The sequence below is a fragment of the Variovorax sp. Varisp36 genome (genome assembly GCF_047304235.1).
In the GTDB taxonomy this organism is placed as follows: Bacteria; Pseudomonadota; Gammaproteobacteria; order Burkholderiales; family Burkholderiaceae_C; genus Variovorax.
The window spans coordinates 1-26,015 of sequence record NZ_JBGLYU010000047.1; the positions used below are offsets into that span (position 1 = coordinate 1).

Annotated in this window: 24 protein-coding genes and 1 riboswitch; of the genes, 6 read left to right on the forward strand and 18 right to left on the reverse strand. The window is 67.5% G+C overall.

Annotated elements, in window-relative coordinates; translation table 11 throughout:
• Positions 1–40: 40 nt before the first annotated feature.
• On the reverse strand, positions 41–1,213 hold the full coding sequence (locus ACCD11_RS22875; protein ID WP_007827817.1) for an isovaleryl-CoA dehydrogenase: 1,173 nt from the start codon (positions 1,211–1,213) through the stop codon (positions 41–43).
• Positions 1,214–1,352: 139 nt separating this feature from the next.
• Here ACCD11_RS22875 and ACCD11_RS22880 point away from each other — a divergent pair, with 139 nt between their 5' ends.
• A complete protein-coding gene (locus ACCD11_RS22880; protein WP_413315552.1) occupies positions 1,353–2,381 on the forward strand; it encodes an AraC family transcriptional regulator in 1,029 nt (342 codons plus the stop codon).
• A gap of 16 nt (positions 2,382–2,397) precedes the next feature.
• Here ACCD11_RS22880 and ACCD11_RS22885 read toward each other — a convergent pair whose 3' ends face one another.
• The 4 genes from ACCD11_RS22885 to ACCD11_RS22900 all read right to left on the reverse strand — a co-directional run bounded on the left by ACCD11_RS22885 (position 2,398) and on the right by ACCD11_RS22900 (position 6,039).
• Positions 2,398–2,727 (reverse strand): thioredoxin family protein, encoded by a 330-nt coding sequence (locus ACCD11_RS22885; protein WP_413315553.1) that lies wholly within the window; start codon positions 2,725–2,727, stop codon positions 2,398–2,400.
• Positions 2,728–2,748: 21 nt separating this feature from the next.
• Entirely contained in the window at positions 2,749–3,441 is a 693-nt protein-coding gene (locus ACCD11_RS22890; RefSeq protein WP_413315554.1) for an HAD family hydrolase, read from the reverse strand.
• A gap of 53 nt (positions 3,442–3,494) precedes the next feature.
• Positions 3,495–5,381 carry a phosphomethylpyrimidine synthase ThiC gene (thiC, locus tag ACCD11_RS22895; RefSeq protein WP_007827808.1) on the reverse strand — a complete coding sequence of 629 codons (1,887 nt, stop codon included), beginning with the start codon at positions 5,379–5,381 and terminating at the stop codon, positions 3,495–3,497.
• 91 nt (positions 5,382–5,472) lie between these two features.
• Positions 5,473–5,578, reverse strand: a riboswitch (TPP riboswitch).
• Between the two features lie 26 nt (positions 5,579–5,604).
• The gene (locus tag ACCD11_RS22900; protein WP_007827801.1) at positions 5,605–6,039 is read right to left on the reverse strand and encodes a YchJ family protein; all 435 of its coding nucleotides are present in this window, start codon (positions 6,037–6,039) and stop codon (positions 5,605–5,607) included.
• Positions 6,040–6,336: 297 nt separating this feature from the next.
• Here ACCD11_RS22900 and ACCD11_RS22905 point away from each other — a divergent pair, with 297 nt between their 5' ends.
• Positions 6,337–7,086 carry a response regulator transcription factor gene (locus tag ACCD11_RS22905; protein ID WP_413315555.1) on the forward strand — a complete coding sequence of 250 codons (750 nt, stop codon included), beginning with the start codon at positions 6,337–6,339 and terminating at the stop codon, positions 7,084–7,086.
• Positions 7,087–7,096: 10 nt separating this feature from the next.
• Here the strand turns inward: ACCD11_RS22905 and iaaH are convergent, their stop codons facing one another.
• From iaaH to ACCD11_RS22940, 7 genes are all read right to left on the reverse strand, one after another.
• The gene (gene iaaH, locus ACCD11_RS22910) at positions 7,097–8,617 is read right to left on the reverse strand and encodes an indoleacetamide hydrolase (protein WP_413315556.1); all 1,521 of its coding nucleotides are present in this window, start codon (positions 8,615–8,617) and stop codon (positions 7,097–7,099) included.
• A 90-nt stretch (positions 8,618–8,707) separates the two neighbouring features.
• Positions 8,708–9,838: an acyl-CoA dehydrogenase family protein gene (locus ACCD11_RS22915; protein WP_413315557.1), complete on the reverse strand. Its 1,131-nt coding sequence runs from the start codon at positions 9,836–9,838 to the stop codon at positions 8,708–8,710.
• A gap of 36 nt (positions 9,839–9,874) precedes the next feature.
• The gene (locus ACCD11_RS22920) at positions 9,875–11,122 is read right to left on the reverse strand and encodes a glutamate carboxypeptidase (RefSeq protein ID WP_413315558.1); all 1,248 of its coding nucleotides are present in this window, start codon (positions 11,120–11,122) and stop codon (positions 9,875–9,877) included.
• A gap of 88 nt (positions 11,123–11,210) precedes the next feature.
• Complete coding sequence (locus ACCD11_RS22925) at positions 11,211–12,395, reverse strand: acetyl-CoA C-acyltransferase (RefSeq protein ID WP_413315559.1); 1,185 nt, start codon at positions 12,393–12,395, stop codon at positions 11,211–11,213.
• A 45-nt stretch (positions 12,396–12,440) separates the two neighbouring features.
• Entirely contained in the window at positions 12,441–14,261 is a 1,821-nt protein-coding gene (gene aceK / locus ACCD11_RS22930; RefSeq protein ID WP_007836168.1) for a bifunctional isocitrate dehydrogenase kinase/phosphatase, read from the reverse strand.
• A gap of 29 nt (positions 14,262–14,290) precedes the next feature.
• A complete protein-coding gene (can, locus tag ACCD11_RS22935; protein WP_413315560.1) occupies positions 14,291–15,079 on the reverse strand; it encodes a carbonate dehydratase in 789 nt (262 codons plus the stop codon).
• 27 nt (positions 15,080–15,106) lie between these two features.
• Positions 15,107–15,526 carry a MerR family transcriptional regulator gene (locus ACCD11_RS22940; protein ID WP_007836165.1) on the reverse strand — a complete coding sequence of 140 codons (420 nt, stop codon included), beginning with the start codon at positions 15,524–15,526 and terminating at the stop codon, positions 15,107–15,109.
• 107 nt (positions 15,527–15,633) lie between these two features.
• Between ACCD11_RS22940 and ACCD11_RS22945 the strand changes: the two genes are divergently transcribed.
• From ACCD11_RS22945 to ACCD11_RS22960, 4 genes are all read left to right on the forward strand, one after another.
• Positions 15,634–16,704, forward strand: a complete 1,071-nt coding sequence (locus ACCD11_RS22945) for an MBL fold metallo-hydrolase (protein ID WP_007836164.1) — start codon at positions 15,634–15,636, stop codon at positions 16,702–16,704.
• Between the two features lie 9 nt (positions 16,705–16,713).
• Positions 16,714–18,018, forward strand: coding sequence for a leucine-rich repeat-containing protein kinase family protein (locus ACCD11_RS22950; RefSeq protein ID WP_413315561.1), 1,305 nt, complete (start codon positions 16,714–16,716; stop codon positions 18,016–18,018).
• Complete coding sequence (locus tag ACCD11_RS22955) at positions 18,015–18,935, forward strand: pseudouridine synthase (protein ID WP_413315562.1); 921 nt, start codon at positions 18,015–18,017, stop codon at positions 18,933–18,935. The genes ACCD11_RS22950 and ACCD11_RS22955 overlap by 4 nt, the downstream gene beginning before the upstream one ends.
• 74 nt (positions 18,936–19,009) lie before the next feature.
• Positions 19,010–19,780: an SDR family oxidoreductase gene (locus tag ACCD11_RS22960; protein ID WP_056515878.1), complete on the forward strand. Its 771-nt coding sequence runs from the start codon at positions 19,010–19,012 to the stop codon at positions 19,778–19,780.
• A gap of 18 nt (positions 19,781–19,798) precedes the next feature.
• Here ACCD11_RS22960 and ACCD11_RS22965 read toward each other — a convergent pair whose 3' ends face one another.
• The 6 genes from ACCD11_RS22965 to glyQ all read right to left on the reverse strand — a co-directional run bounded on the left by ACCD11_RS22965 (position 19,799) and on the right by glyQ (position 25,889).
• Positions 19,799–20,782, reverse strand: coding sequence for a M48 family metallopeptidase (locus ACCD11_RS22965; RefSeq protein WP_413315563.1), 984 nt, complete (start codon positions 20,780–20,782; stop codon positions 19,799–19,801).
• 17 nt (positions 20,783–20,799) lie between these two features.
• A complete protein-coding gene (locus ACCD11_RS22970; RefSeq protein WP_413315564.1) occupies positions 20,800–21,567 on the reverse strand; it encodes a lysophospholipid acyltransferase family protein in 768 nt (255 codons plus the stop codon).
• Positions 21,567–22,160, reverse strand: a complete 594-nt coding sequence (gene gmhB / locus ACCD11_RS22975) for a D-glycero-beta-D-manno-heptose 1,7-bisphosphate 7-phosphatase (protein ID WP_413315565.1) — start codon at positions 22,158–22,160, stop codon at positions 21,567–21,569. The genes ACCD11_RS22970 and gmhB overlap by 1 nt, the downstream gene beginning before the upstream one ends.
• Positions 22,161–22,182: 22 nt before the next feature.
• A complete protein-coding gene (glyS, locus tag ACCD11_RS22980) occupies positions 22,183–24,315 on the reverse strand; it encodes a glycine--tRNA ligase subunit beta (RefSeq protein ID WP_413315566.1) in 2,133 nt (710 codons plus the stop codon).
• 95 nt (positions 24,316–24,410) lie between these two features.
• Positions 24,411–24,962: a metal-dependent hydrolase gene (locus ACCD11_RS22985; protein WP_413315567.1), complete on the reverse strand. Its 552-nt coding sequence runs from the start codon at positions 24,960–24,962 to the stop codon at positions 24,411–24,413.
• Between the two features lie 18 nt (positions 24,963–24,980).
• Entirely contained in the window at positions 24,981–25,889 is a 909-nt protein-coding gene (gene glyQ / locus ACCD11_RS22990) for a glycine--tRNA ligase subunit alpha (RefSeq protein ID WP_007836152.1), read from the reverse strand.
• Positions 25,890–26,015 lie beyond the last annotated feature (126 nt).

The window sequence follows — 26,015 nt, forward strand, 5'->3', positions numbered from 1 at the left end:
GTTTTTCTCCCTCCCCCAGAGGGGGAGGGAGAAAAACATCCTAGGCCGTTTCCGAAAACAGCTCGCGCCCGATCAGCATGCGTCGGATCTCGCTGGTGCCGGCCCCGATCTCGTACAGCTTGGCATCGCGCCACAGCCGTTCCACCGGAAACTCCTTCGTGTATCCCACGCCGCCCAGCGCCTGGATCGCCTCGCCGGCCATCCACGTGGCCTTCTCGGCCGAGTACAGGATGGCGCCGGCCGCGTCCTTGCGGAAGGTGCGCGCATGGTCGTTGCGGTCGCAGGCCTTGCCCACGGCGTACACGTAAGCGCGCGTGGCTTGCCAGGTCGAGTACATGTCCGCGAGCTTGCCCTGCATCAGCTGGAACTCGCCGATGCTCTGGCCGAACTGCTTGCGCTCGTGGATGAAGGGCAGCACCGCATCCATGCACGCGGCCATGATGCCCAGCGGGCCGCCCGAGAGCACTGCGCGCTCATAGTCGAGGCCGCTCATCAGCACCTTGGCGCCCATGCCTTCGCCGCCGAGCACGTTCTCTTCGGGCACTTCGCAGTTGTCGAAGAACAGCGGGAAGGTGTTGGAGCCGCGCATGCCGAGCTTGTCGAGCTTGGTGCCGGCCGAAAAACCTTTGAAGTTCTTTTCGACGATGAAGGCCGTCATGCCGCGCGCGCCCATCTCGGGTTCGGTCTTGGCGTAGATGACCAGCGTGTCGGCGTCGCCGCCGTTGGTGATCCACATCTTGCCGCCGTTGAGCACGTAGTAGCCGTTTTTCTTCTCGGCCTTGAGCTTCATGCTCACCACGTCGGAGCCGGCGTTGGGCTCGCTCATGGCCAGCGCGCCGACGTGCTCGCCGCTCACCAGCCTGGGCAGGTACTTTTTCTTCTGCGCCTCGCTGCCGTTGCGGTGGATCTGGTTCACGCACAGGTTGGAGTGCGCGCCGTACGACAGGCCCACCGAGGCCGAGGCGCGCGAGACCTCTTCCATCGCCACGATGTGCGCCAGGTAGCCCAGCTCGGTGCCGCCGTACTCTTCCTTCACCGTCATGCCGTGCAGGCCGAGCTCGCCGAGCTTCTGCCAGAGGTCGTGCGGGAACAGGTTGTCGCGGTCGATGGCGGCGGCGCGGGGTGCGATCTCGTGGGCGGCGAAGTCCTGGATCGCGCTGCGCAGCGAGTCGATGTCCTCGCCCAGGTCGAAGTTCAGGCCGGGATCGTGCATGTGTCTTGTCTCCTCTGAAGGGTCTGCGCAGTGCTACCCGCGCTGGATGGCGCTTGCGAAAGATCGCAGCTTACGCCTCGCTGTTTCGCAATTGGCGCCACAATGGTTGCAAATTGCGCCACGCCCGATCCGCATATCCATGTCGTCCCCGTCCTTCCTGAGACCTGCCCGCGCCGTCACGCCGATGGCCTTCGTGCGAGCCATCGTGCAGGGCTACGAGCGCTACGGCAAGGACCCGGCCGAGGCCCTGAAAGCGGCACAGATCACGCCGCGCGATCTGGCCCGCCCGGGCGCGCGGGTCACGGCCGCGCAGTTCGAGGCGCTGTCGGGCCATGCCATGCAGGAGCTCGACGACGAGGCGCTGGGCTGGTTCTCGCGGCGCCTGCCCTGGGGCAGCTACGGCATGCTGTGCCGTGCCTCGCTGACCTCGCCCGACCTGGGCGTGGCCATCAAGCGCTGGTGCCGCCACCACCGGCTGCTGACCGAGGACATCGGCCTGGCGCTCGAGGTGGCGGGCGGCGTGGCCACCTTGCGCATCACCGAGAACCGCCCGCTCGACGATGCCTTCCGCGAGTTCTGCCTCGTGACCAGCCTGCGCTTCATGCACGGCTACATGTGCTGGGCCATCGACTCGCGCATCTCGCTGCGCAGCGCGACCTTTCCATTTGCCGCGCCGCCGCACCGCGACGCCTACGCGCCGATGTTCACGCCCGAGGTTCGCTTCGACGCGCCCAAGGCCGGCATCAGCTTCGACGAACGCTACCTCGCCCTGCCGCTGCAGCGCGACGAACGCGCGCTGCGCACCATGCTCAAGCGGGCGCTGCCACTGACCATCCTGCAGTACCGGCGCGACCGCCTGCTGGGCCAGCGCGTGCGCGAGCTGCTGCGTTCGCGTGCGAGCGAGGCCACCACGGCCGAGGCGCTGGCTGCGCTGCTCAACGTGTCGAGCCGCACGCTGCACCGGCAGCTGCACGAGGAAGGCACGTCGCTGCAGGTGCTCAAGAACGAGGTGCGCCACGAGGTCGCCGTGGAACAGTTGCGGCGCACGACGCGCCCCATCAAGCAGGTGGCGCTGGCGGTGGGGTTTCGCAACGAGAAGAGTTTTTCGCGCGCATTCCTGCAATGGACAGGGCACGCGCCGCGCGACTTCCGGCAGCAGGGGCTGTAGGCGGCCCCTGCCGTGCTCAGGCGGCTGGGGCGTCGATCCGCGCGAGTGCGTCGGCAATCGACTGGCTGTCTTCCGGACGCACCAGCTTCGCGACTTCCTTGCCGTCACGCATGAACACCAGCGTGGGCCAGAGCCGCACGTTGAACGAGCGGCCCAGCGGGCGGCCGCTTCCGTCTTCCACCTTGATGCGGCGCACGCCCGGGTACTTGGCAAAGGCCTCGGCGATGTTCGGCTGCGCGGCCTTGCAGATGCCGCACCAGTTGGTGCCGAACTCGACCACGGCGGGGCCGCTGAGTGCATCGATTTCGCTGCGATCGGGCTGCTCGGTCTTGTATTCGGAATTCATGCCCTTCATTCCACCAGAAACTCAGGCCGCCTGCAGGCCATAGCCCGAAAGCAGCGCCGGCAGTTCGGCCATGTCGCTGAACACCTTGACCGCGCCCACGCTCAGCAACGGGCCGGGGCCGCTGTGGCCCGATTCGCCCGTGCTGTAGCCGAACACCGTGGCACCGGCGGCCACGCCCGCCATCGCACCGGTGACGGTGTCTTCGACGATGGCGCAGCGCTTCGGATCGACCCCGAGGGCTTCAGCGGCGGCGAGGTAGACATCGGGATGCGGCTTGGAGCGCGGCATCTCGTGGCCGCTGAAGATGCGGCCCTCGAAACAGTCGAGCAGGCCGACCTTGGCCAGCTGCAGCTCGACCTTGTGGCGGTCGGCACCCGAGGCACAGGCAATGCGGCCCTTGAGCCTCGCATGGATGTCCCGGATGGCCGCAGGGGCGTTGGGTATCGCCGTGAGAGTGCGTTCGAGGGCTTCGTTGCGGCGCGCGCGGAACGCCTTCAGCCACTCGGCGGTGATGGCGAAGCCCGTCTTCGATTCGATGAGGGCGGCTTCGTCCTTCACGGCCTTGCCGGTGAAGGTGTTCATCGACTCTTCGGTGGTGATGTGCCAACCGAGCTCGCCGAGCATTTCTGCGAGCACGCGGTTGGTGATGGGTTCGGAATCGACGAGAACGCCGTCGCAGTCGAAGAGAACTGCGGAGAAGGGGAAGGGGGTCATTGCGCTGCAGGGTTCGGGGGAGTTCCCCATGGTAGCAACGACCCCGGGCGCGCTCAGGCCGCCGGCTTGATCGGGATGTAGATTTCGCCCCCGCCCGCCATGAATTCCCTGGACTTCTGCTCCATCCCGTCGGCCAGGGCCTCGGCCTCGGCCACGCCTTTCTTCGCGGCGTACTCTCGGACCTCCTGCGTGATCTTCATCGAGCAGAACTTCGGGCCGCACATCGAGCAGAAGTGAGCGACCTTGCTGGAGTCCTTCGGCAGCGTCTCGTCATGGAATTCGCGCGCCGTGTCCGGATCGAGGCCCAGGTTGAACTGGTCCTGCCAGCGGAACTCGAAGCGCGCCTTGCTCAGCGCGTCGTCGCGCGAGCGTGCGCCCGGATGGCCCTTTGCCACGTCGGCCGCATGCGCGGCGATCTTGTACGCAATGATCCCCTGCTTCACGTCGTCGCGGTCGGGCAGGCCCAGGTGTTCCTTGGGCGTCACGTAGCAAAGCATCGCGGTGCCGGCCCAGCCGATCATCGCGGCGCCGATGGCGCTCGAGATGTGGTCGTAGCCCGGCGCGATGTCGATGGTCAGCGGGCCGAGCGTATAGAACGGCGCCTCGTGGCAATGCTTGATCTGCTCGTCCATGTTGGCCTGGATCATGTGCATCGGCACGTGGCCCGGGCCTTCGATCATGGTCTGCACGTCGTGCTTCCATGCGACCTGCGTGAGCTCGCCCAGCGTACGCAGCTCGGCGAACTGCGCTTCGTCGTTGGCATCGGCGCCCGAGCCCGGCCGCAGTCCGTCGCCCAGCGAGAAGCTCACGTCGTACGCCTTCATGATGTCGCAGATGTCCTCGAAGCGCTCGTACAGGAAGCTCTCCTTGTGGTGCGCGATGCACCACTTGGCCATGATCGAACCGCCGCGCGAGACGATGCCGGTCATGCGGTCGGCCGTCAGGTGGATGAATGGCAGCCGCACGCCCGCGTGGATGGTGAAGTAGTCGATGCCCTGCTCCGCCTGCTCGATCAGCGTGTCGCGGAAGATCTCCCAGGTCAGGTCCTCGGCCACGCCGCCCACCTTCTCGAGCGCCTGGTAGATCGGCACGGTGCCGATGGGCACCGGCGAGTTGCGCACGATCCAGTCGCGCGTGGTGTGGATGTTCTTGCCGGTCGAAAGATCCATCACGTTGTCGGCGCCCCAGCGGATCGCCCACACGAGCTTCTCGACCTCTTCCTCGATGCTCGACGTGACGGCGGAGTTGCCGATGTTGGCGTTGATCTTGACCTTGAAGTTGCGGCCGATGGCCATCGGCTCGACTTCGGGGTGGTTGATGTTGGCCGGAATGATGGCGCGGCCGCGCGCCACCTCGTCGCGCACGAACTCGGGCGTGATGATGCGCGGAATCTGCGCGCCCATCGGGTTGCCGGCCACGCGCTTCGCGCGCGCCTCGTTGGCGAGGTATTCGGCCATCCACTCGCGCTTGCCGTTCTCGCGCAATGCCACGTATTCCATCTCGGGCGTGACGATGCCGCGGCGCGCGTAGTGCATCTGCGTGACATTGGCACCCGACTTGGCGCGGCGCGGCGTGCGCTGCAATGCGGAAGCTCCGGCGCGCAGTTCGGCCAGGCGCTGGGCGTCGTGGTCATGCGCATGCTTCAGGCCTTCGTCGAGCGCCTGGTGCGAACGGCCTTCGTAGATCTCGGTGTCGTTGCGCTCGGCGATCCATGCATCGCGCACGCCAGGCAGGCCGCGGCGCACGTCGATCTCGACCTTGGCATCGGTGTACGGGCCGGAGGTGTCGTAGAGCGATACGGTCTCGCCGTTGGTCAGCAGCACGTCGCGCACGGGCACGTTCAGGTCGGGCCGGCTGCCCGGGATCAGGCACTTGTGCGACGCGGGAAAGGGCTCGCGCGTGAGCGAAAGCAGCGAGGTGAACTTGTCGGGGGCATTCATGGCAGGCACTCCTTGTTGAGGAAAGGGTGCTCCGCAATCGCTCGGTGGGCTTTGGAGAAACCCGTCACGGAAGGGGGAGTGACGGACCGAAGCCAGGGAGTGCAGCTCTTCTTACGCCGGTATGACCCGGATCAAGTTCGCGGGTCGGCTGCTTTGCCATCTCAGCACGCCACATGCGTACACCCCGGAGCGGGGCCGATTGTGCGGGCCTGCGCCCGGCGCGTCAACCCAGGGGCTGCTGCAGGTCGCCGTCCAGGTAGTACCAGCGCCCGTCCTCGCGCACGAAGCGGCTGCGCTCGTGCAGGCGCGTGGCGGCGCCCGTGGCCGCGCTGCGCTGGCGCGCGACGAATTCGATCTCGGCATGGTCCGCGTCGAGCACCGAGCGCGAGCGGATGTCCAGCCCCAGCCATTTGACGCCCGGCTCGAACTCGATCGAGGCCGGCCGCTTCGACGCATGCCAGGTGGCGAGCAGGTAGTCGCCGCGCTCCAGCACGAAGGCCGAATAGCGCGAGCGCATCAGCGATTCAGCGTCGGGCGCGGGCGTATTCTGGAAATCGTCGAGGTAGCGGCCGCAGCACAGGGCGTAGCCGATGGGCTTGTCGCGGCGGTCGGTGCGGCCGCAGGGGCAAGGTCCGGTGGTGGGATCGATGGCGCTCATGGAGACCGCTATTGGAACACCTCGCGGCCCGGGTGCCGACAGGGCAAGCCCCGAAACGGGTCGATCGGGCGCGTTTGCGCTGCCGCGAGGGGTTCCTGCGGGCATTCACCCTTGGCGCGGCGCTTGCTGGACGCTAGGGTCTGTCATCAATCAAATGCCCTCGCGAACCCCTGCTGCGCGGTGCAGTGCAAGGCGCCCTGAACGCCGCAATGCGCCGCGCAGGGGTTCCCTCCGGGCGAGGGCGTTTGATTGATGACAGACCCTAGCGTTGCAACGACCCCATCGAGAAAACCGGCGATGTACCTCACAGGCACTGAACAGCATGCCCTGCGCGGCGTTTTCGCGCTGCTGGCGGAAGACGACCACGGCGAGCGGGAGATTCGCGAGCATCTGGGCCGTGCCCTGCTCAACCTGCTGCACGCGGACCAGTTCGCCTCCTTCGTGTGGGATGCCGGGAGCGGCAGCTTCGGCGCGCGCGTGGCGCTGCACATGGACCCTGCCAACCTCGACCGCTACGCGCAATGGCATCAGCACCACGACCCGATCACCTTCGTGCTGCAGTCGCGCCGCCGCGCCACGCGCGTGACGGAGGTGATGCCCCAGCGCGAACTGATGCGCACCCCCTTCTTCAACGACTTTCTCGCGCGCGACGGGCTGCACTGGGGCATGAACCTGCACGCCTTCGAGGGCGGGCGCGCACTGGGCGACCTGCGCATCTGGCGCCGCAAGGGCCGCGGCGATTTCGGCGATCACGAGAAGGCGCTGCTGAACCTGATCGAGCCGGCGTTCGCGGGCGCCCTGCAACGGGCGCAGCGCGCGGCGGCTTCGGCCGCGGCAGTGCCCGCGCCCGCCGGATGGACTTTGCTCAGTGCACGCGAGCAGGAAGTGGCCCGCTGCGTGCGCGAAGGGCTCACCGACAAGGAGATCGCGCGTCGCCTCGCAGTAGGCGTGCCCACCGTGCGGACCTACCTGCGGCGCATCTTCGACAAGCTGGGCATCGAGCGCCGCTCGGCGCTGGCAGGCTGGGTGGCGCCGCCCGCGCGCTGACCCGGCGCGCTTACTTCGGCGCCGGCAGGCGGCCCAGTACTTTTTCCACCGCGAGGCCCACGGCCAGCAGCCTGCGGTCGCTGCCGGCCGGCCCGTCCAGCTCCAGGCCCACGGGCAGGCCGCTGGTGGCGCCAAGGCCGGAGGGCAGCTGCACGCCCGGAATGCCGGCGTTGCTGCCGGGGTCGGTGTTCCGGATCAGCGCGCCGAAGTTCTCGGGGCTGCTGGCTTCGGGCGCCGCGGCCAGCGCCACGCCGGGCACCGTCGGGAACACCAGCGCATCGAGCCTGTGCTTCGCGAAGGTGTCGCGGTAGAGCTTGCGCAGCGCGGGGCGAGCGACGCGCATCGCGTGCTCGTAGGCCGGCCTGGCGTCGACCACGCCGCTGGCGGCGGGCAGCTTGCGCGGGACAACGAAGGCCTCGAAGGTGCCCTTGACGTCGGGGCTCGCAATGCCGGCCGTGAGCTGCGCGATGTCGATGCCCGTGCGGTACTTCGCGAGGTAGGCCGCCATGTCGTCGTACGCCTCGTAGAGCGCGAGCGGGAAGCCGACCGCGCCGTTGAGCTCCATCAGCCCCGGCATGTCCACGTCCACCAGCGTGGCGCCGGCCGCGCGCAGTTTCGCGAAAGCGGCGTCGGTGGCGGCGCGCGTGTCGGTGTCGAGGCCGGCCTGGAAGGCGGGCACCACGCCGAGCCGCACCCGCTTCAGATCGGCCGGCTTCAGCGGAGCGCCGCCGGCAATGATGCTGTCGAGCAGCGCCACGTCGGCCATCGATTGCGCCATCGGCCCTGCGGTGTCGCGCGTGTGCGAGATCGGCGCAATGCCTTGCTGCGGATAGCGCCCCACCGTGGGGCGCAGCGACGCGCAGCCGTTGAACGCGCACGGAATGCGCACCGACCCGCCCGTGTCGGTGCCCAGCGCGGCCGGCGCCATGCGCGCGCCCAGCGCGGCGCCATTGCCCGACGACGAGCCGCCCGCGATGCGGCTCGGGTCGTAGGCATTGCGCACGCCCACCTCGGGGCCGGTCTGGAACGCGGGGTTGTAGCCGGTGACGCCGAAGGCCAGCTCGTGCATGTTCGTCTTGCCGAGCACGACGGCGCCGGCCGCGCGCAGCCTGGCGACCACCGGCGCGTCGGCGGTCGGCACGAAACCCTTGAGCGCGGGCGTGCCGGCTGTCGCGGGCAGGCCCCGCACCTGGATGTTGTCCTTGATGGCCACCGGCAGCCCGGCCAGCGGCGTGCACGCGCCGCCGCGCTTGCGCAGTGCATCGGCGGCGCGCGCGGCCGCCAGGGCGCCGGCTTCGTCGAGCGTGACGAAGGCGTTGAGGTTCGCCTTGGCCTTGGCCTGCGCGAGGTAGGCCGACACCAATTGCTCGCTGGTGACGGCGCCGGCGCACAACTGCCGCACGGCTTCGGTCGCGGTCAGCGTGGCGATATCGGGGACGGCAGGCTGGGCATTGGCGCAGGGGCCGAGCGCAGCGGCGAGCGGCAATGCCGCAAGCCATGCGGCGCGGGAGACGGGGGTGGCAGAAGTCATGGCAAGGCACTCCGTGAAAGAGGCAGCCATGGTGCGCCGGCGCGGGGCGCCTGTCTGTCATCCAAACCGATGACAGACAGGCGGCGTCGCTCACGCGAGTGCGCGTTGGATCAACAGCTTCTGGATGTCCGACGTACCTTCGTAGATCTGGCACACGCGCACGTCGCGGTAGATGCGCTCCAGCGGAAAGTCGTTCACGTAGCCGTAGCCGCCCAGCGTCTGGATGGCGGCGCTGCATACGCGCTCGGCCATCTCGCTCGCGAACAGCTTGGCCATGGCGGCTTCCTTCAGGCACGGCCGCCCCGCATCGCGCAGGCTGGCGGCATGCCAGATCAGCTGGCGCGCGGCTTCGAGCTGCGTGGCGCATTCGGCCAGGCGAAAGCCCACAGCCTGCTGGTCGAAGATCGAGCCGCCAAAGGCCTGGCGCTCCTTGGCATAGGCCAGCGCCACGTCGAAGGCGCTGCGCGCCATGCCCACGCTCTGCGCGGCAATGCCGATGCGCCCGCCCTCCAGCGCGCCGAGCGCGATCTTGTAGCCCTCGCCCTCCGCGCCGATCAGGTTCTCGCGCGGAATGCGGCAGCCGTCGAAGTTGATCTGCGCGGTGTCGCTGCTGTGCTGGCCCAGCTTGTCTTCCAGGCGCGCGACGTTGTAGCCCGGTGTGTCGGTCGGCACGATGAAAGCGCTCATGCCGCGCTTGCCCGCGCCCTTGTCGGTCACCGCGATGACGATGGCCACCTGGCCGTTCTTGCCGCTGGTGATGAACTGCTTCACGCCGTCGATCACGTACGCATCGCCGTCCTTGCGCGCCGTGGTGCGCAGGCTCGATGCATCGCTGCCGGCCTGCGGCTCGGTGAGGCAGAAGGCGCCGAGCATCCGGCCCTGCGCCAGCGGCTCGAGCCACTTCTTTTTCTGCTGCGCATTGCCATAGCGCATGAGGATGGCGTTGACCGGGCAGTTGGTCACGCTGATGGCGGTGCTGGTGCCGCCGTCGCCGGCCGCGATTTCTTCGAGCACCAGCGCGAGCGTGAGGTAGTCGAGGCCCGCGCCGCCGTCTTCCTCGGGTACGCAGATGCCGTAGGCACCCAGTGCCGCAAGGCCTTGGTGAGCCTCCTTGGGAAAGCTGTGCTCGCGATCCCACTTCGGGGCGTTGGGCCACAGTTCGGCTTGCGAGAAGTCGCGCACCGCGTCGCGGATGGCCTCCTGGTCGGGGCTGAGCAGCATGGCGTTGTCTCCTGTCTGTCTTTTTTCGAGTCGTGCTTACTTGCCGGCGCCCAGGTCCATGATCAGGCGCGCCGCCATGTACAGGCGGCGCGGAATGGCACTGATGTCCACGTACTCGGCCTTGTCGCTGTGGTAGCCGAAGCCCGGCAGGCCCAGGCTCTCGATCACCGGCTTGCCCGACAGCGCCGCATAGGCCGCGTCCGTGCCGCCGCCGGTGCGCTCTTCCACGCCGAGGTTGCCGCCGGCCTCCTTGTAGAAGCCCACAGCCTTGTCGACCAGTTTCTTGCCGCCTTCGCCGGCGTTGAAGGCCGGACGGCCGCGCGTGACGACCACCTTGACGTCGGCCTCGGGCAGCTTCTTCTGCTGCGCGCGCTCTTCCAGCGTCTTCATGGCGGCGTCGAAGTCTTCGTTGCGTGCATAGCGCACGTCGGCGTTCAGCGTGGCGCTGGCCGGGATGATGTTCGACACGTTGCCGGCCTTGGCGATGGTCCAGTTGAAGCGCAGGTTCTTCGCCTTGTCGTCGATGTTCATGGTGCGCAGCACGAGGTCCGACGCCTCGACCAGCGCGTTCACGCCCAGCTCGGGCGCGGCGCCGGCGTGCGAGGCCTTGCCCGTGATGTTGACCTGCACGTAGGCGATGCCCGAGGTGCCCAACGAGAGCTTCTCGTCGCCGGCGCTGGTGGGTTCGAAGGACAGCACGTAGTCGGCCAGCTTGGCTTCTTCCTGGATCAGGTCGCGCGAGCCGAAGGAGCCCTTTTCCTCGTCGGTGTTGAACAGCACGGTGATGGTGCCGTAGTCGCGCACGCCGTAGTCCTTCAGCAGCTTGAGCGTGTGCAGGATGACGGCGTTGCCGCCCTTGTCGTCGGCGATGCCGGGGCCGTAGGCCTTGTCGCCTTCGATCTTGAACGGCGCCTTCGCGAGCGTGCCCTTCAGGTACACGGTGTCCATGTGCGACATCAGCAGCAGGTTCTTGCCGCCGCGGCCCTTGAGCTTGCCCACGATGTTGTCGCCCACCACGAGGCCGGCCGACTTGCTGCGCGTGACCGTGAAGCCCAGGTTCTTGAGTTCGCCCTCGAGGTAGTTGCCGGCGGCGGCGATGCCTTCGGCGTCACCGGTGCCGGTCTCGATGTTGACGAGCTTTTCCAGCGTCTTGATCACTGCGGGCTGCTCGTCGGTGGCGGCCTGGAACAGCACGTTGTCGCGCTTCTGCGCCCAGGCGGCGCTCGCCACGAAAGCGGTGGCCAGCACGGCGGCAATGGCGGTACGGTGGATGGATGGGCGCATGAAATCTCCTGCTCTACGCATTGTTTGAAGTATCCGAACGAAAAAGCCGGCAAGCGCCCGTCCCCCGGGCGCTTGCCGGCCGTTGCCCTTATAGCAACTCGAGTGCCACGGCGGTGCCTTCACCGCCGCCGATGCACAGCGTGGCCACGCCGCGCTTCTTGCCGCGCGCCTTCAGCGCATGGATCAGCGTGACCATGATGCGCGCGCCGCTGGCGCCGATCGGATGGCCCAGCGCGCAGGCGCCGCCGTTCACGTTGACGATCTCGTGCGACACGTCGAGTTCGTGCATCAGCGCCATCGGCACCACGGCGAAGGCTTCGTTCACCTCCCACAGGTCGACGTCCTTCACGGTCCAGCCGGTCTTCTTGAACAGCTTGGCGACGGCGCCAACGGGCGCGGTGGAGAACCATTCGGGCTGCTGGGCATGCGTGGCATGGCCGACGAGGCGGGCGATGGGCCTGGCGCCGATCTTCTTCGCGTGCGACTCGGTCATCATCACCAGCGCGGCCGCGCCGTCGTTGATCGACGAGCTCGATGCGGCGGTGATGGTGCCGTTCTCCTTCTTGAACGCGGGCTTGAGGGTGGGGATCTTGTCGAGCTTGACCTTGCCCGGACCCTCGTCGATGGAGATGACGGTGTCGCCGCCGCGGCCCTTGACAGTGACGGGCGTGATCTCGTCCTTGAACGCCCCGGACTCGGTGGCGGCCTTGGCGCGCTCGACGCTGGCGATGGCAAACGCGTCCTGCTGCTCGCGCGTGAACTTGTACTTGGCCGCGCAGTCCTCGCCGAAGGTGCCCATCGAGCGGCCCGGCTGGTAGGCGTCTTCGAGGCCGTCGAGCATCATGTGGTCGAAGATGCGGTCGTGGCCCATGCGGTAGCCGCCGCGGCCCTTGAGCATGAGGTAGGGCGCGTTGGTCATGCTTTCCATGCCGCCCGCCACCATCACATCGTGCGTGCCCGCCAGCAGCAGGTCGTGCGCGAGCATCGCGGCCTTCATGGCCGAGCCGCACATCTTGCTGAGCGTGACGGCGCCCGCGCTGTCGGGCAGGCCGCCCTTGTAGGCTGCCTGGCGCGCCGGCGCCTGGCCTTGGCCGGCCATCAGGCAGTTGCCGAACAGCACTTCGCCCACGCTGTCGGGCGCGATGCCGGCGCGCTCGACAGCGGCCTTGATGGCGGCGCCGCCGAGGTCGTGCGCGGCAAGGGAAGAGAAGTCGCCCTGGAAGCTCCCCATGGGAGTGCGGGCGGCGCCGACGATGACGATGGATTCGGACATGGAGGTCTCCTTCAGGGATGTGAAAGCGGAATCAAAAACGATCGGTCAAAAATGCGTCGCGTGCCCCTCGTGCTGGAAGCGTTGCGACTCTTCGTACGGAAACACGTCGAGCATCTGCCCGGCCTGGATGCGTTCCTTGTGGTGCTGCCAGAAGGCGGCGTCGAGCAGGTCGGCGTGGTGCGCCATGAAGGCGGCGCGCACGTCGTCGTTGCCGAGCAGGAAGGGCTCGAAGGTTTCGGGGAACACGTCCTTCGGACCCACGGAGTACCAGACCTCGCCGCTCATCTCGTCCTCCTCGTTGCGCGGTGTGGGCACCTTGCGGAACTTGCAGTCGGTGACGTATTCGATCTCGTCGTAGTCGTAGAACACGACCTTGCCGCCGCGCGTGACGCCGAAGTTCTTCCACAGCATGTCGCCCGGAAAGATGTTGGCGGCGACCATGTCCTTGATGGCGTTGCCGTACTCGACCACCGCGCGCTCGAGCTGATCCTTCGCGCGCTTGGCATGTGCCGGGCTCTCGGGGCTGGCCAGCGTGTCGAAGGCTTCCTGCAGGTAGATGTTCAGCGGGATCATGCGCCGCTCGATGTAGACGTGCTTGAGCACGACCTCCATTTCCCCGTTGCTGTCGCGGTCGCCGAGCTCGAGCTGGCTGGGCGCGAACTTCCTGATCTCCTCGATCAGCTCGGGCTCGAAGCGGTCGAGCGGGAAACCCACGTCGCTGTACTCCAGCGTGTCGGCCATGCGGCCCACGCGGTCGTGCTGCTTCACGAGCAGATACTTGCCCTTGATCTGCTCGCGCGTGGTGTCCTTCTGCGGCGGATAGAAGTCCTTGATGACCTTGAACACGAACGGGAACGACGGCAGGTCGAACACCAGCATGACCATGCCCTTGATGCCGGGCGCAATGCGGAAGCGGTCGCTCGAATAGTTCAGGTGCGAGAGGAAGTCGCGGTAGAACAGCGTCTTGCCCTGCTTGGCGAGGCCGAGCGCGTTGTAGATTTCGGCGCGCGGCTTGCGCGGCATGAGCGAGCGCAAAAACTGCACCCAGGCCGAGGGCACTTCCATGTCGACCATGAAATAGGCGCGTGCAAAGCTGAACAGCATCTGCATGTCGTCCTCGCCGAACAGCGCCGCGTCGATGTAGAACTTGCCGTGGCTGTCGTGCAGGATCGGCAGCGAGAACGCAATCTCGGTGAAGCCGTTCATGATCTTTCCGACCACGTACGCGCCCTTGTTGCGAAAGAACAGGCCCGACAGCACCTGCAGCTGGAAGTTGGCGCGCAGCTTGACCTGGTGGAAGCGGTTGAGGATGACGTGCGCCACGCGCTGCGCATCGCGCCGCTTGTTGGCATAGCTGCCGAGCAGCGCGAAGTCGTCGAGCATCTGCTCGATGGTGTCGGCCAGCGTGTCGGGCTTGGGGTAGTACGGGCGGTAGGTGGGTGCACCGCGCGGCTCGATGTACTCGGTGCTGATGGCCGGGCGCACGAAGATGAAGTCGTTCTGGAAGTACGCGCGGTGCAGGATCTTCGTGGTCACCGAGTTGAAGAAGGTCTCGGCCAGCTCGGGCTGGTGATGGTCCACCAGCAGGCCGATGTAGTGCAGCTTGACCTGGTGCCATACGTCCATCGGCTGTTCGCCGGCCTTGAACTCCTTTTCGAGCCGGGCCACGGCCTCGCTCACGCGCAGGTCGTAGAACTCGATGCGTTCGCGCTGTGCGCGCTGCTGGCCGTGCCAGTCGGCGGTTTCGAAACGGTGCTTGGCGCGTGCCGATTCGGCGCGGAACAACCGGTAGTGCCGGTTGAAGCCGTCCATCATCGCCTTCGCGATGTCATAGGCCAGCGGCGAGTCGAGGCGCTGCGGAAACATGGCGACGCGAGCCGATGGAGGACGGCCGCTCAGGCCGCGGCGGGGTCGGCCGTGCCGTTGGCCTCGGGCTGCGGCGTCATGGCCTGCGCCTCCTGCACCGCCTGGTTCACCTGCGTGCCTTGCAGCGTCAGCGACTGGATCACTTCGCCGGGCTTGCTCCACTTGTAGCGGATGCGCTGCACCGCGGCCTTGTAGACCGCATCGAGCGGCTTGGCGCCGTCGACGCTCAGGCCGAGGTCCTGCAGCAGGCCATCGTGCACGCCGAAGGTCCAGCCGTGTATTCGGACCTTCTGGCCGCGCGCCCAGGCGTCGACCATGACGGTGCTGACGGCCACGTTGACCACCTGCTCGGCGACGTTGAGTTCGCACAGCGCGTCGACGCGCGCATCTTCGGGCAGGCTCTCGAGCATCACGGCGTGGCGGTCGCGCACGTCCTGGATGTGGCGGATCCAGTTGTCGGCCAGGCCGATGCGCGCACCGCTGAGTGCGGCCTTCACGCCGGCGCAGCCGTAGTGGCCCACGACCATGATGTGCTCGACCTTCAGGTGCTCGACCGCGAACTGGATCGCCGAGAGCGCGTTGAGGTCGGAGTGCACCACGATGTTGGCCACGTTGCGGTGCACGAACACTTCGCCCGGCTCCAGGCCGGTGATCTGGTTGGCTGGCACGCGGCTGTCGGAGCAGCCGATCCACATGTAGCGCGGCGTCTGCTGCTTGACCAGGCTGGTGAAGAAACCGGGCCGGTCGCGCTCCATCTGCGCGGACCAGGCACGGTTGTGGGCAAAGAGGTCGTCGAGGTTATCGGTGTTGTCGGGCATAGTCGGCTATTGTCGATGAGTCGTGTTTCAGGCCTTGGCTTCCGCGGACTTGGCTGCCTTGTTCGCCTTTTGTGCCTTGGCCAGGGTGGCCCGTCCCTTTTTCTCGTGCTCCCGCACCTCCGCGAGATTGGCCTGCAATTCGGTCAGCTGCGCTTCGAGCTGGGCCCGGTGGGTGCCCAGCACGCCGAGGAATCTTTCCAGCTGCGGCACGGTGTCTCGCGGGCTGTCGTACATGTCGAGGATTTCCTTCGCCTCCGTCAGGCTCAGGCCGAGGCGCTTGGCGCGCAGCGTGAGCGTGAGCCGCGCGCGGTCGCGCGCGCTGTACACGCGCTGCAGGCCGGCGCGCTCGGGCGTGAGCAGGCCCATGTCCTCGTAGAAGCGGATGGCCCGCGTCGTGAGGTCGAACTCCTTCGCGAGCTGGCTGATGGTGAAGGTTTGCGCAGGCATGGCGGCGGTGGTGGCGAAAGGGCGTTACGGGGGCGACAGCAGGTTTGCGCGGCGATCCCTACAATGGTGCCATCAACCCATGACGTTTACGTAAACGTCAATCTTACATGAACCTCCTCGAACGTGAACTCCACTACCCCCTCGGCGACACGCTCCCCGAGCCCGGCGAAGCCCTGGAAGTGGCGCCCGGCGTGCGCTGGATCCGCATGCGGCTGCCCTTTGCGCTCGACCACATCAACCTCTGGCTGCTGCGCGACAGCCTCGACGGCGTCGAGGGCTGGACAGTGGTCGACTGCTGCATCGCGCACGACGAAGCGCGCGCGCAGTGGGAGCAGATTTTCGAAACGCAGTTGCAGGGCATGCCGATCCTGCGCGTCATCGTCACCCACATGCACCCCGACCACATCGGCCTGGCCGAGTGGCTCTGCTCGCGCTGGAACGCGCCTCTATGGATCAGTTCCACCGACTACCACGTGGCCCGCGTGCTCAGCACCAATGGCGACACCCTGGCGGGCGGCGATGCGGCCGCGGCCTTCTTCGGCTCGCACGGCCTGACCGACGCCGAGTCGCTCGCCAAGATCCGCGCACGCACCAACTACTACGCGAACATGGTGCCCTCGGTGCCCGACCGCTTCGTTCGCATGCTCGACGGCGACGACGTCGTGATCGGCGGTCACGCCTGGCGCTGCATCAGCGGCTACGGACATGCGCCCGAGCACATCGCGCTGTACTGCGACGAACTCAAGCTTCTGCTGGGCGGCGACATGATGCTGCCGCGCATTTCCACCAACGTGAGCGTGCACGCGGGCGAGCCCGAGGCGAACTCGCTGCGCCTGTTTCTCGACAGCATCGACAAGTTCAAGGCACTGCCGGCCGACACGCTGGGCCTGCCCTCGCACGGCAAGCCGTTCCGCGGCATCCACCGCCGCGTCGACCAGCTGCAGGAGCACCACCGCGACCGGCTGGCCGAATTGCTCGAAGCCTGCACGGCGCGTGCCCTGACCGCCGCCGAAGGCCTGCCGATCCTGTTCAAGCGCGAACTCGACCTGCACCAGATGACCTTCGCCATGGGCGAAACGGTGGCCCACCTGCACCTGCTGTGGTTCGCCGGCCAGGTGAAGCGCGAACTCGGCAAAGACGGCATCTATCGCTTCGGACCCAAGGCCGCGACGGCTTAGACTCGCCGGATGGACACGCTGGCTCAGCTGCGCGCGGGCCGGCTGGCAGGCGCAAGAAGAATCGATCTCTCGAGCGGACTCACCGAGTTCCCGCGAGAGGTCTTCGCACTCGCCGATTCGCTCGAGGTGCTGAACCTGTCGGGCAATGCGCTCGACACGCTGCCCGACGACCTCCATCGCCTTCACAAGCTGCGCGTGCTGTTCTGTTCGGACAACCGGTTCACCACGCTGCCTGAAGCCATCGGCCAGTGCCATGGCCTCGACATCGTCGGCTTCAAGGCCAACCGGATCCGCACCGTGCCGTCGGCCTCGCTGCCGTCCTCGCTGCGGTGGCTGATCCTCACGGACAACCAGATCGAAGAACTGCCCGGCTCGCTCGGCAATTGCACGCGGATGCAGAAGCTGATGCTCGCGGGCAACCGCCTGCGCGCGCTGCCGCCGTCGATGGCCGGCCTCGGGCAGCTCGAACTGCTGCGCATCTCGGCCAACCGCTTCGAGACGCTGCCCGCATGGCTGCCTTCGCTGCCGCGCCTGTCGTGGCTCGCCTGCGCGGGCAACCCCTTCGATACGCAGGCCGAGGACGCGGCGATCACCGCGCAGTCGGTGCCGCACATCGACTGGCGTGAACTGGCGCTGGGCAGGAAGCTCGGTGAAGGCGCATCGGGCGTGATCCATCGAGCCACCCTCGGCGCATCGCAGCAGGTCGCGGTCAAGCTTTTCAAGGGCGCGGTCACCAGCGACGGCTGGCCGCACAGCGAGATGGCCGCCTGCATCGCCGCCGGCGCGCATCCCACGCTGATCGCCGCGCAGAGTCGCATCGACGGCCACCCCGAAGGCATCGAAGGCCTGGTGATGGCGCTGGTCGATCCATCGTTCGCCACGCTCGCCGGGCCGCCGAGCCTTGCGTCGTGTACGCGCGATGTCTATGCCGAAGAAGCGCGGTGGACATCCGCCGTGGCGCTGCGCATCGCACGCGACATCGCGTCGGCCATGCAGCACCTGCATGCGCAAGGAATTCTTCACGGCGATCTCTATGCGCACAACATCCTCTGGCATCCGGAAGATGGCGGCCGGCTCGGTGACTTCGGTGCGGCGTGGATGACGGGTGCGCTCGATTCGGCGCAGGCGCGTGCGTTCCAAGGCCTGGAGATGCGTGCCTTCGGCTGCCTGCTGGAAGAGCTGCTCGAACGCTGCAACGACGCACCGCCGCAGGCCGTGGCGACGTTGAAAGACCGCTGCCTGCAGCCCGACGCGGCGTCGCGGCCTTCGTTCGCCGAAGCCCTGTCCGTGCTGCGGCGAGCACTGCCGCAATGACCCGGCGCCGACCACCCCAATTGCCGCTGCCCACGCGCGACGGCGTCGGACCGAGCTGTGTGGGCCTGGTCCACGGCCCCTGGCCGACCATTGCCGAATTCCTGATCGAGCGCTTTCCCGCGATCACGCGCGAGGCCTGGCTCGAACGCATCGAGGCGAACGACGTCATCGACGAGCACGGCGTGCCCGTGACGGTGGCGCGCCGTTATCAATCGCCGCTGCGCGTGTACTACTACCGCACGCTCGACAACGAAGCGCGCATCCCGTTCGAAGAGCAGGTCGTGTTCCGGGACGACGAACTGCTGGTGGTCGACAAGCCCCCCTTCGTACCCGTCACGCCCACCGGCAAGTACCTGCAGGAGAGCCTGCTGGTGCGGCTCAAGCGCAAGCTGGCGCTCGACGACCTCGTGCCGCTGCACCGCATCGACCGCAGCACCTCGGGGCTGGTGCTGTTCTCGGTGCGGCCCGCCACGCGCGGCGCCTATCAGCAGATGTTTCCGGAGCGCCGCATCGCCAAGCACTACGAGGCCGTGGTGCCGTGGCACGAAGGCGTATCGTCGGTGCCCGCCACCTACCGCAGCCGGCTGGTCGACGACCACCACTTCATGCGCGTGCGCGAAGAACCCGGCGAGCCCAACTCCGAAACCCGCATCGAGGTGCAAGAGGTGCGCGACGGCCACGCGCTGCTGAAGCTCTCGCCCGTGACGGGCCGAAAGCACCAATTGCGCGTGCACTGCATGGCGCTGGGCATGCCGATCGTGAACGATCCGATCTATCCCGTGCTGCTGCCCGAAGGCGCCGACGACTTCGGCAAGCCCTTGCAGCTGCTGGCCAGGTCGGTCGCGTTCCTCGACCCGGTGAGCGGCGACCTGCGCAGCTTCACGAGCCCCCGAAGCCTGACGCTGACACCGAGGTGACGCCCGCGGGGCGCGGCGCGCACTAAGCTCGTTTCCTGGACCGATCGCTCATTCATTCAGGAGACACCCGCACCATGGACACCACCCAACTCTTCTCGCTGAAGGGCCGCACGGCGCTGATCACCGGCGGCTCGCGCGGCATCGGCCGCATGATCGCCGAGGGCTACCTGGCCCAGGGCGCGCGCGTGTACATCTCGGCGCGCAAGGCCGCGGCCTGCGACCAGACGGCGAAGGAGCTGTCGGCGTTCGGGCATTGCGTGTCGCTGCCGGCGGACGTGTCGACGCTCGAGGGCGCGCAGGCGCTGGTCGATGCCTATGCGAAGCACGAAGGCTCGCTGGACATCCTGGTGAACAACGCCGGGGCCGCCTGGGGCGCGCCATATGAAGAGTTTCCCGAGAGCGGCTGGGACAAGGTGGTGGACCTGAACCTGAAGACGCCGTTCTTCCTGACGAAGGCGTTGACGCCAATGCTGAAGAAGGCGGCCACGGATCACCTGGCGAAGGTGATCAACATCGCATCGATCGACGGGATTTCCGTGAATCCGCAGGAGACGTACTCGTATGCGGCGAGCAAGGCGGGGCTGATCCAGCTGACGCGCCGCATGGCGTTGCGGCTGGCACAGGACCGCATCGCGGTAAGCGCGATTGCACCCGGCGCATTCGCCTCCGACATGAACAAGGACGCTCGCGACCACGGGGACGAGGTCAAGGGCCGCATCCCCGCGGGGCGCATCGGTACACCGGAAGACATGGCGGGCGCGGCCATCTACCTTGCCTCTCGGGCTGGGGACTATGTGATGGGGTCGACGCTGGTGGTGGACGGGGGCGTTACGCACGCGCGCTGAGCGCGCCCGAGAAATGCCTCAGGACCAGCGGGGAACCGCTTCGTCCTTGAGCTGCTGGCGCAGCAGGTCGTAGTCAGGCATCACGCTCCCGACCGTTTCCCAGAAGCGGTGCGAATGGTCCATCACGCGCAGGTGGGCCAGTTCGTGCGCGACCACATAGTCGATCACGGGCATGCGGAAATGAATGAGCCGCCAGTTGAGCCGGATCGACCCGTCCGCGCTTGCGCTGCCCCAGCGCGTGGCCGCGTTCGACAGCGACAGCTTCTGCCAGCGCACACCGAGCAGCGGCGCGAAATGATCGAGCCGCTCGATGAACAGGCGCCGCGCCTGCCGCATGAGCCAGGCCTGTGCCGCATCGCGGATCTGCGAAGGCGCAGCATTCTGCGCCACCGCCAGCCGCAGGATGCGCGGCCCCGTGCCGTCACCGGCATCGAGCGTGCCGCCGACGCTGGCGAAGCCGTGCTTCGGGTCGAGCTGGATCACCACCGGCTCGCCGAGGAACGGAAACCCGGCCCCATCCCTCCACTCGATGCGCGTGGCTTCGACGCGCGCATGACGCTGCTGCGTTTCAGCGAGCTTGCGCAGGATCCAGTCGGACTTCTCGTGGATGGCCACATCGACATCGCGCAGCGCCACCCATCGCGGCGCGCGCACCGACAGGCCTTCGGCACCGACGAGAAAGCCGATGGTCTTGCGCTTGCCGCGCTTGAATTCATAGGCCACGCGCGCGGAGCCGAGCACCACTTCGCGCGTGGCTTGAGGGTGCGCGAAGTTCGCGAGCGCCAGCGTCTCGGCAAGCGGAACCGCCGGCGGCGAGGGCACGGCGTGTTCATCGTCCGGCGCCGAAGGCGCCATGGAGTGAGGAGCAAGAAGAGTCGCCGGCGGTGCCGCAGGCTTCGGCTTCTTCGCCCTGCGCGGCCGCGCCGGGACGGGTGCCGGCGACGCGAACTCGCTGCCAAGCCCTTCGAACAGGTCCATCGTGAACTGAAGCAGTCCCCCCATGCCGGGCTCTCTGTTCCTCAGCTCACCGCTTCTCGCGCAGCCTGCGGGCTGTCGACATAAGCCTCGGGATCGAGGCGGCGCATCTCGGCCTCGATCCAGGCCTCGACCTCGCGCATCAGCTCGTCGGGCTTGCGGCCCACGCTCGAAATGGCCGGGCCGATGGACACGTCGACCACGCCCGGGCGCTTGATGAAGGCCTTGCGCGGCCACACCTTGGCCGACGTCACCGCAACGGGAATCACCGGTACGCCGGTCTCGCAGGCGAGCCGCGTGCCGCCGCTCTTGTAGGTGCCCTTCTGCCCGCGCGGGATGCGCGTGCCCTCGGGGAACATGATGATCCAGATGCCCTGCGCAAGCAGCTTGCGGCCCTGGTTCACCACCTTGTTGAAGGCCTGCGCGCGCTGGCTGCGGTCGATGTGGATCATGTCCAGCCGCGCCATCGCCCAGCCGAAGAAGGGCACGTAGATCAGCTCCTTCTTGAACACGTAGGCCAGCGGATGCGGCATCAGCGTGGGCATCAGGAAGGTCTCGAGCGTGGATTGGTGCTTCACCAGCAGCACCGCGCCCGCGAGCTTGTCGGTCGGCAGGTTTTCCATGCCGCTCACGCGCGTCTTGATGCCCAGCAGCACGCGCGCGCCGCCGATGGCCCAGCCGAGCCAGCGCTCCGCCATCCAGTAGAGCGGAATGCCACGCTTCCACAGCGAGCTGACGCACATGATGATGCCCCAGGGGATCACGGTGACGAGCATCCACAGTGCGTGGAGAACGGAACGAAAAAACGCCATCAGACAGTCACCTGCAGTGCAGCCCGCGCTTCGCGCGCAAGCAAAAAATCAACAAAAGCGGCGAGATCGTCGTGGACCAACGTGTTCGCCGGGTATTCGGAAGGCAGCGGATCGATGCCGCGGCAGGCCGCTCCCATGCCCGTGAGCAGCAGGTGCGGCTCGCAACCGGCGGCCGCGCCCGCCTGCAGGTCGCGCAGGCTGTCGCCGCAGGTCGGGATGCCCTTGAGGTCGATGCCGTAGCGGTCGCCGATCTGCAGGAACAGGCCCGGCTTGGGCTTGCGGCAGTCGCAGTCCTCGTCGGGGCTGTGCGGGCAATAGAACACCGCATCGACCTTGCCGCCCACCGCCGCGAGCATCTTGTGCATCTTGGCGTGCATCGCATTGAGCGAGGCCATGTCGAACAGGCCGCGGCCCAGGCCCGACTGGTTGGAAGCCACGACCACGTGCCAGCCCGCATGGTTGAGCCGCGCCACAGCCTCGAGCGCACCAGGCAGCGGCGTCCACTCGATGTCGCTCTTCACGAAGTCTTCGCGGTGCACGTTGATCGTGCCGTTGCGGTCGAGGATGACGAGTTTCATGGCGGTGCCGCCCATGGTGGTGTTGCCGTAGGAATGTTCAGACGGCCAGCCGCTCGAGCTGCGCCACGCGGTTCATCGCAGCGTGCAGCGACATCAGCAGGCCCAGCCGGTTGAGCCGCAGGTCGGCCTGCTCGGCGTTGACCATCACGCCGTCGAAGAAGGCGTCGACCGGCTCGCGCAGCGCGGCCAGCGTCTGCAGCGAGGCGGTGTAGTCGCCGGCCTCGAATTGCGCGTTGGCGGCGGGCACGACCTGCGCCATGGCCGCATGCAGCGCCTTCTCGGCCGGTTCGTGCAGCAGCAGTTCGCTGACGTGCGCGTCGGCCTCGGGGGCCTTCTTGAGGATGTTGCCGATGCGCTTGTTCGCAGCCGCCAGCGCGGCGGCGGCGGGCAAGGCGGCAAAGGCGCGCACGGCCGCCAGCAGCTTGGGCACTTCGCCCAGGCGCTGCGGGCGTGGCGCCAGCACGGCTTCGACTTCCTGCGCGCTGGCGCCCTGCTCGCGCAGGCTGCCGGCGAGACGGTCGAGGATGAAGTCCTGCAGCTCGACCGTGGCCTTGCCGCCGTCGAAACCGTCGATGGCCTTGAACTGCGCGGCGGCGTCCTGCAGCAGGGCGTCGAGCCCCAGCGCAAGGTCTTTCTCGATCAGCATGCGCAGCACGCCCAGCGCATGGCGGCGCAGCGCGAACGGGTCGCGGTCGCCGGTCGGCAGGTTGCCGATGCCGAACATGCCGACCAGCGTCTCGAGCTTGTCGGCCAGCGCGACCACGAGGCCCACGCTGTTGCGCGGCAGCTCGTCGCCTGCGAAGCGCGGCTTGTAGTGGTCTTCGATGGCGTCGGCCACCGAGGCGTCCAGGCCGTCGTGCAGCGCGTAGTAGCGGCCCATGGTGCCCTGCAGCTCGGGGAACTCGCCAACCATGTCGGTCACGAGATCGGCCTTGGCGAGTTGAGCGGCCTGCGTGGCGTGCGCGGCCAGCGATACATCGCCGAGCTTCTCTGCGATGCCGCGCGCGATGTGCATCACGCGCTGCACGCGCTCGCCCTGCGTGCCAAGCTTGTTGTGGTAGACCACCTTGCCCAGCGACTCGACCCGCGAGGCCAGCGACTTCTTGCGGTCCTGGTCGAAGAAGAATTTGGCGTCGGCCAGGCGCGGGCGCACGACGCGCTCGTTGCCTTCGACGACCGCGCTCGCATCGTCGGGGCTGATGTTGCTGACCACCAGGAACTTGTTGGTGAGCTTGCTCGACGCATCGAGCAGCGGAAAGTATTTCTGGTTGGCCTTCATCGTGAGGATCAGGCATTCCTGCGGCACTTCGAGGAACTCGCGCTCGAAGCTGCAGACCAGCACGTTGGGGCGCTCGACCAGCGCGGTCACTTCGTCGAGCAGCGCGTCGTCGTGGATGGGCACCGAGCCGCCGCCGACCTCCACTGCCGCCGCGGCCAGCTGGCGCGCGATTTCGGCGCGGCGCGCCTCGAAGCTCGCGATGACGGCGCCGTCTTCCTGCATCTGCAGCGCATAGCTGTTGGCATCGCGCAGCGCGACCGGATCGACCGCCGCCTCGAAGCGATGGCCGTGCGTCTCGCGGCCGGCCTTCAGGCCCAGCGCCTCGATGGCCACCACGGTGTCGCCGTGCAGCGCGACGAGGCCGTGCGCCGGGCGCACGAAGCTCACGCTGGTCCAGCCGGGCAGCTCGCTGCCTTCTTCGAGCTGGTAGCTCATGACCTTGGGAATCGGCAACCTGGCAATGGCTTCGGCCAGCGCCTTCTGCAGGCCCTCGGCCAGCGTGGCGCCCTTGGCGGTGCTTTCGTAGAACAGGGCTTCGGCCTTGCCGTCCATGGCGCGCTTCAGGCCGGGCACGGCGGAAGCATCGGCGCCCAATGCGCCCAGGCGCTTGAGCAGCGCGGGCGTAGGCTGGCCCGAAGCATCGAGGCCCACGGCCACGGGCATGAGCTTTTGCGACACGGCCTTGTCGGCGGCGCGCTCGGCCACGTGCGTGAGGTGCGCAGCCAGGCGGCGCGGCGAGGCATAGGCGGTGAGCACGGCGCCGGATGCGGCGAGCCCTTGCGCCACGAGCTGGTCGCGCAGCACGCCGGCAAAGGCATCACCGAGCTTCTTCAGCGCCTTGGGCGGCAATTCCTCGACAAACAGTTCGACAAGAAGGCTGGCAGACGACATGGCTCAGAGCGTTGTTGGAAATGGGCCGCGAGCGGCACCGGTCACGGGCACGCAGCGAAGCGGCACCGTGGAAGGGAAAGAAGAAAAGACCGAATTCATGCGGCAATGGCGCTGTGGCGCCGCTCCACGGATCGACGCGCAACCAGCGCGAGCACCGCGGCCGCCAGCAGCGGCGCCCACACGGTGGCCATCTCGTTGAACAGCACCTGCGCACCGCGCGGCGAGAAGAACTTTTTCAGGGCGATCGGCGACACCTCGATGGGCCGCCATGGACTGAAATAGCGCACGTCGCTGAACGGCCAGAAGAAGGCGATGCCGATGCCGCCGTTGGTCAGCATGTCCAGCAGCGGATGCGACACGGTGCACAGCGCAATCCACGCCCAGCCCGCCGCCCGGCGCATGCCCCAGCGCGGCGCGAGCCACCAGCCCGCAAGGCCCAGCAGCAGCGCGAACACCAGCGTGTGCGTGAAGCCGCGGTGGCCCGCCATGCCGCCGTAGGCGATGCCGAGCTTGAAGGCCAGGCCGTCGAAGTCGGGCGCGAGGGACGCCAGCATGCCCGCGAGCAGCGCCGGCACCGGCACGCGCCGCGTGCCCAGCGCAATGGCTGCGCAGACAGGTACGGCGACGTGGGTGAAGACGGTGGGCATCGGGCGTGCTGTGGTGTATCAGGCCGGCTTCCTGGGCGGCATCTGCGCGACCCATTCGCGCGGCGCCATCGGGAAACCAAGGCGCTCGCGGCTGTCGTAGTAGCTCTGCGCCACGCTGCGCGCGAGGTTGCGGATGCGGCCGATGTAGGCCGCGCGCTCCGTCACGCTGATGGCGCCGCGCGCGTCCAGCAGGTTGAAGCTGTGGGCAGCCTTGAGCACCTGCTCGTAGGCCGGCAGCGCGAGCTGCTCGGTCATGAGGTTCTTGGCCTGCTTCTCGTGCGCGGCGAAGGCGGTGAACAGGAACTCGGCGTCGCTGTGCTCGAAGTTGTAGGTCGACTGCTCGACCTCGTTCTGCTTGTAGACGTCGCCATAGCTGAGACCATCCGTCCACGTGAGGTTGTAGACGTTGTCCACGCCCTGCAGGTACATCGCCAGGCGCTCCAGGCCGTAGGTGATTTCGCCGGTGATCGGCTTGCAGTCGATGCCGCCGACCTGCTGGAAGTAGGTGAACTGCGTCACCTCCATGCCGTTGAGCCACACCTCCCAGCCCAGGCCCCAGGCGCCGAGCGTGGGGTTCTCCCAGTCGTCTTCCACGAAGCGGATGTCGTTCTTCTTCAGGTCGAAGCCCAGCGCTTCGAGACTGCCCAGGTAGAGCTCGAGGATGTTGCTTGGCGCCGGCTTGAGCACCACCTGGTACTGGTAGTAGTGCTGCAGGCGGTTGGGGTTCTCGCCGTAGCGGCCGTCCTTGGGGCGGCGGCTGGGCTGCACGTAGGCGGCCTTCCAGGGTTCGGGGCCGAGCGCGCGCAGGAAGGTGGCGGTGTGCGAGGTGCCCGCGCCCACTTCCATGTCGTACGGTTGCAGCAGCGCGCAGCCCTTGTCGGCCCAGTACGACTGCAGTTTGAGAATGATTTGTTGGAAGGTCAGCATGGCTCTGCGTGAAGGCGGCCGCCCGGCGGGAGAAGGACCCGCGGCGCAACGAACCGGCTATTTTACGAGGCAGTGGGCGGTCAGGAGCGGCCCGCTATGCTCGACCTCCCCTTTGAAACCCCTGCC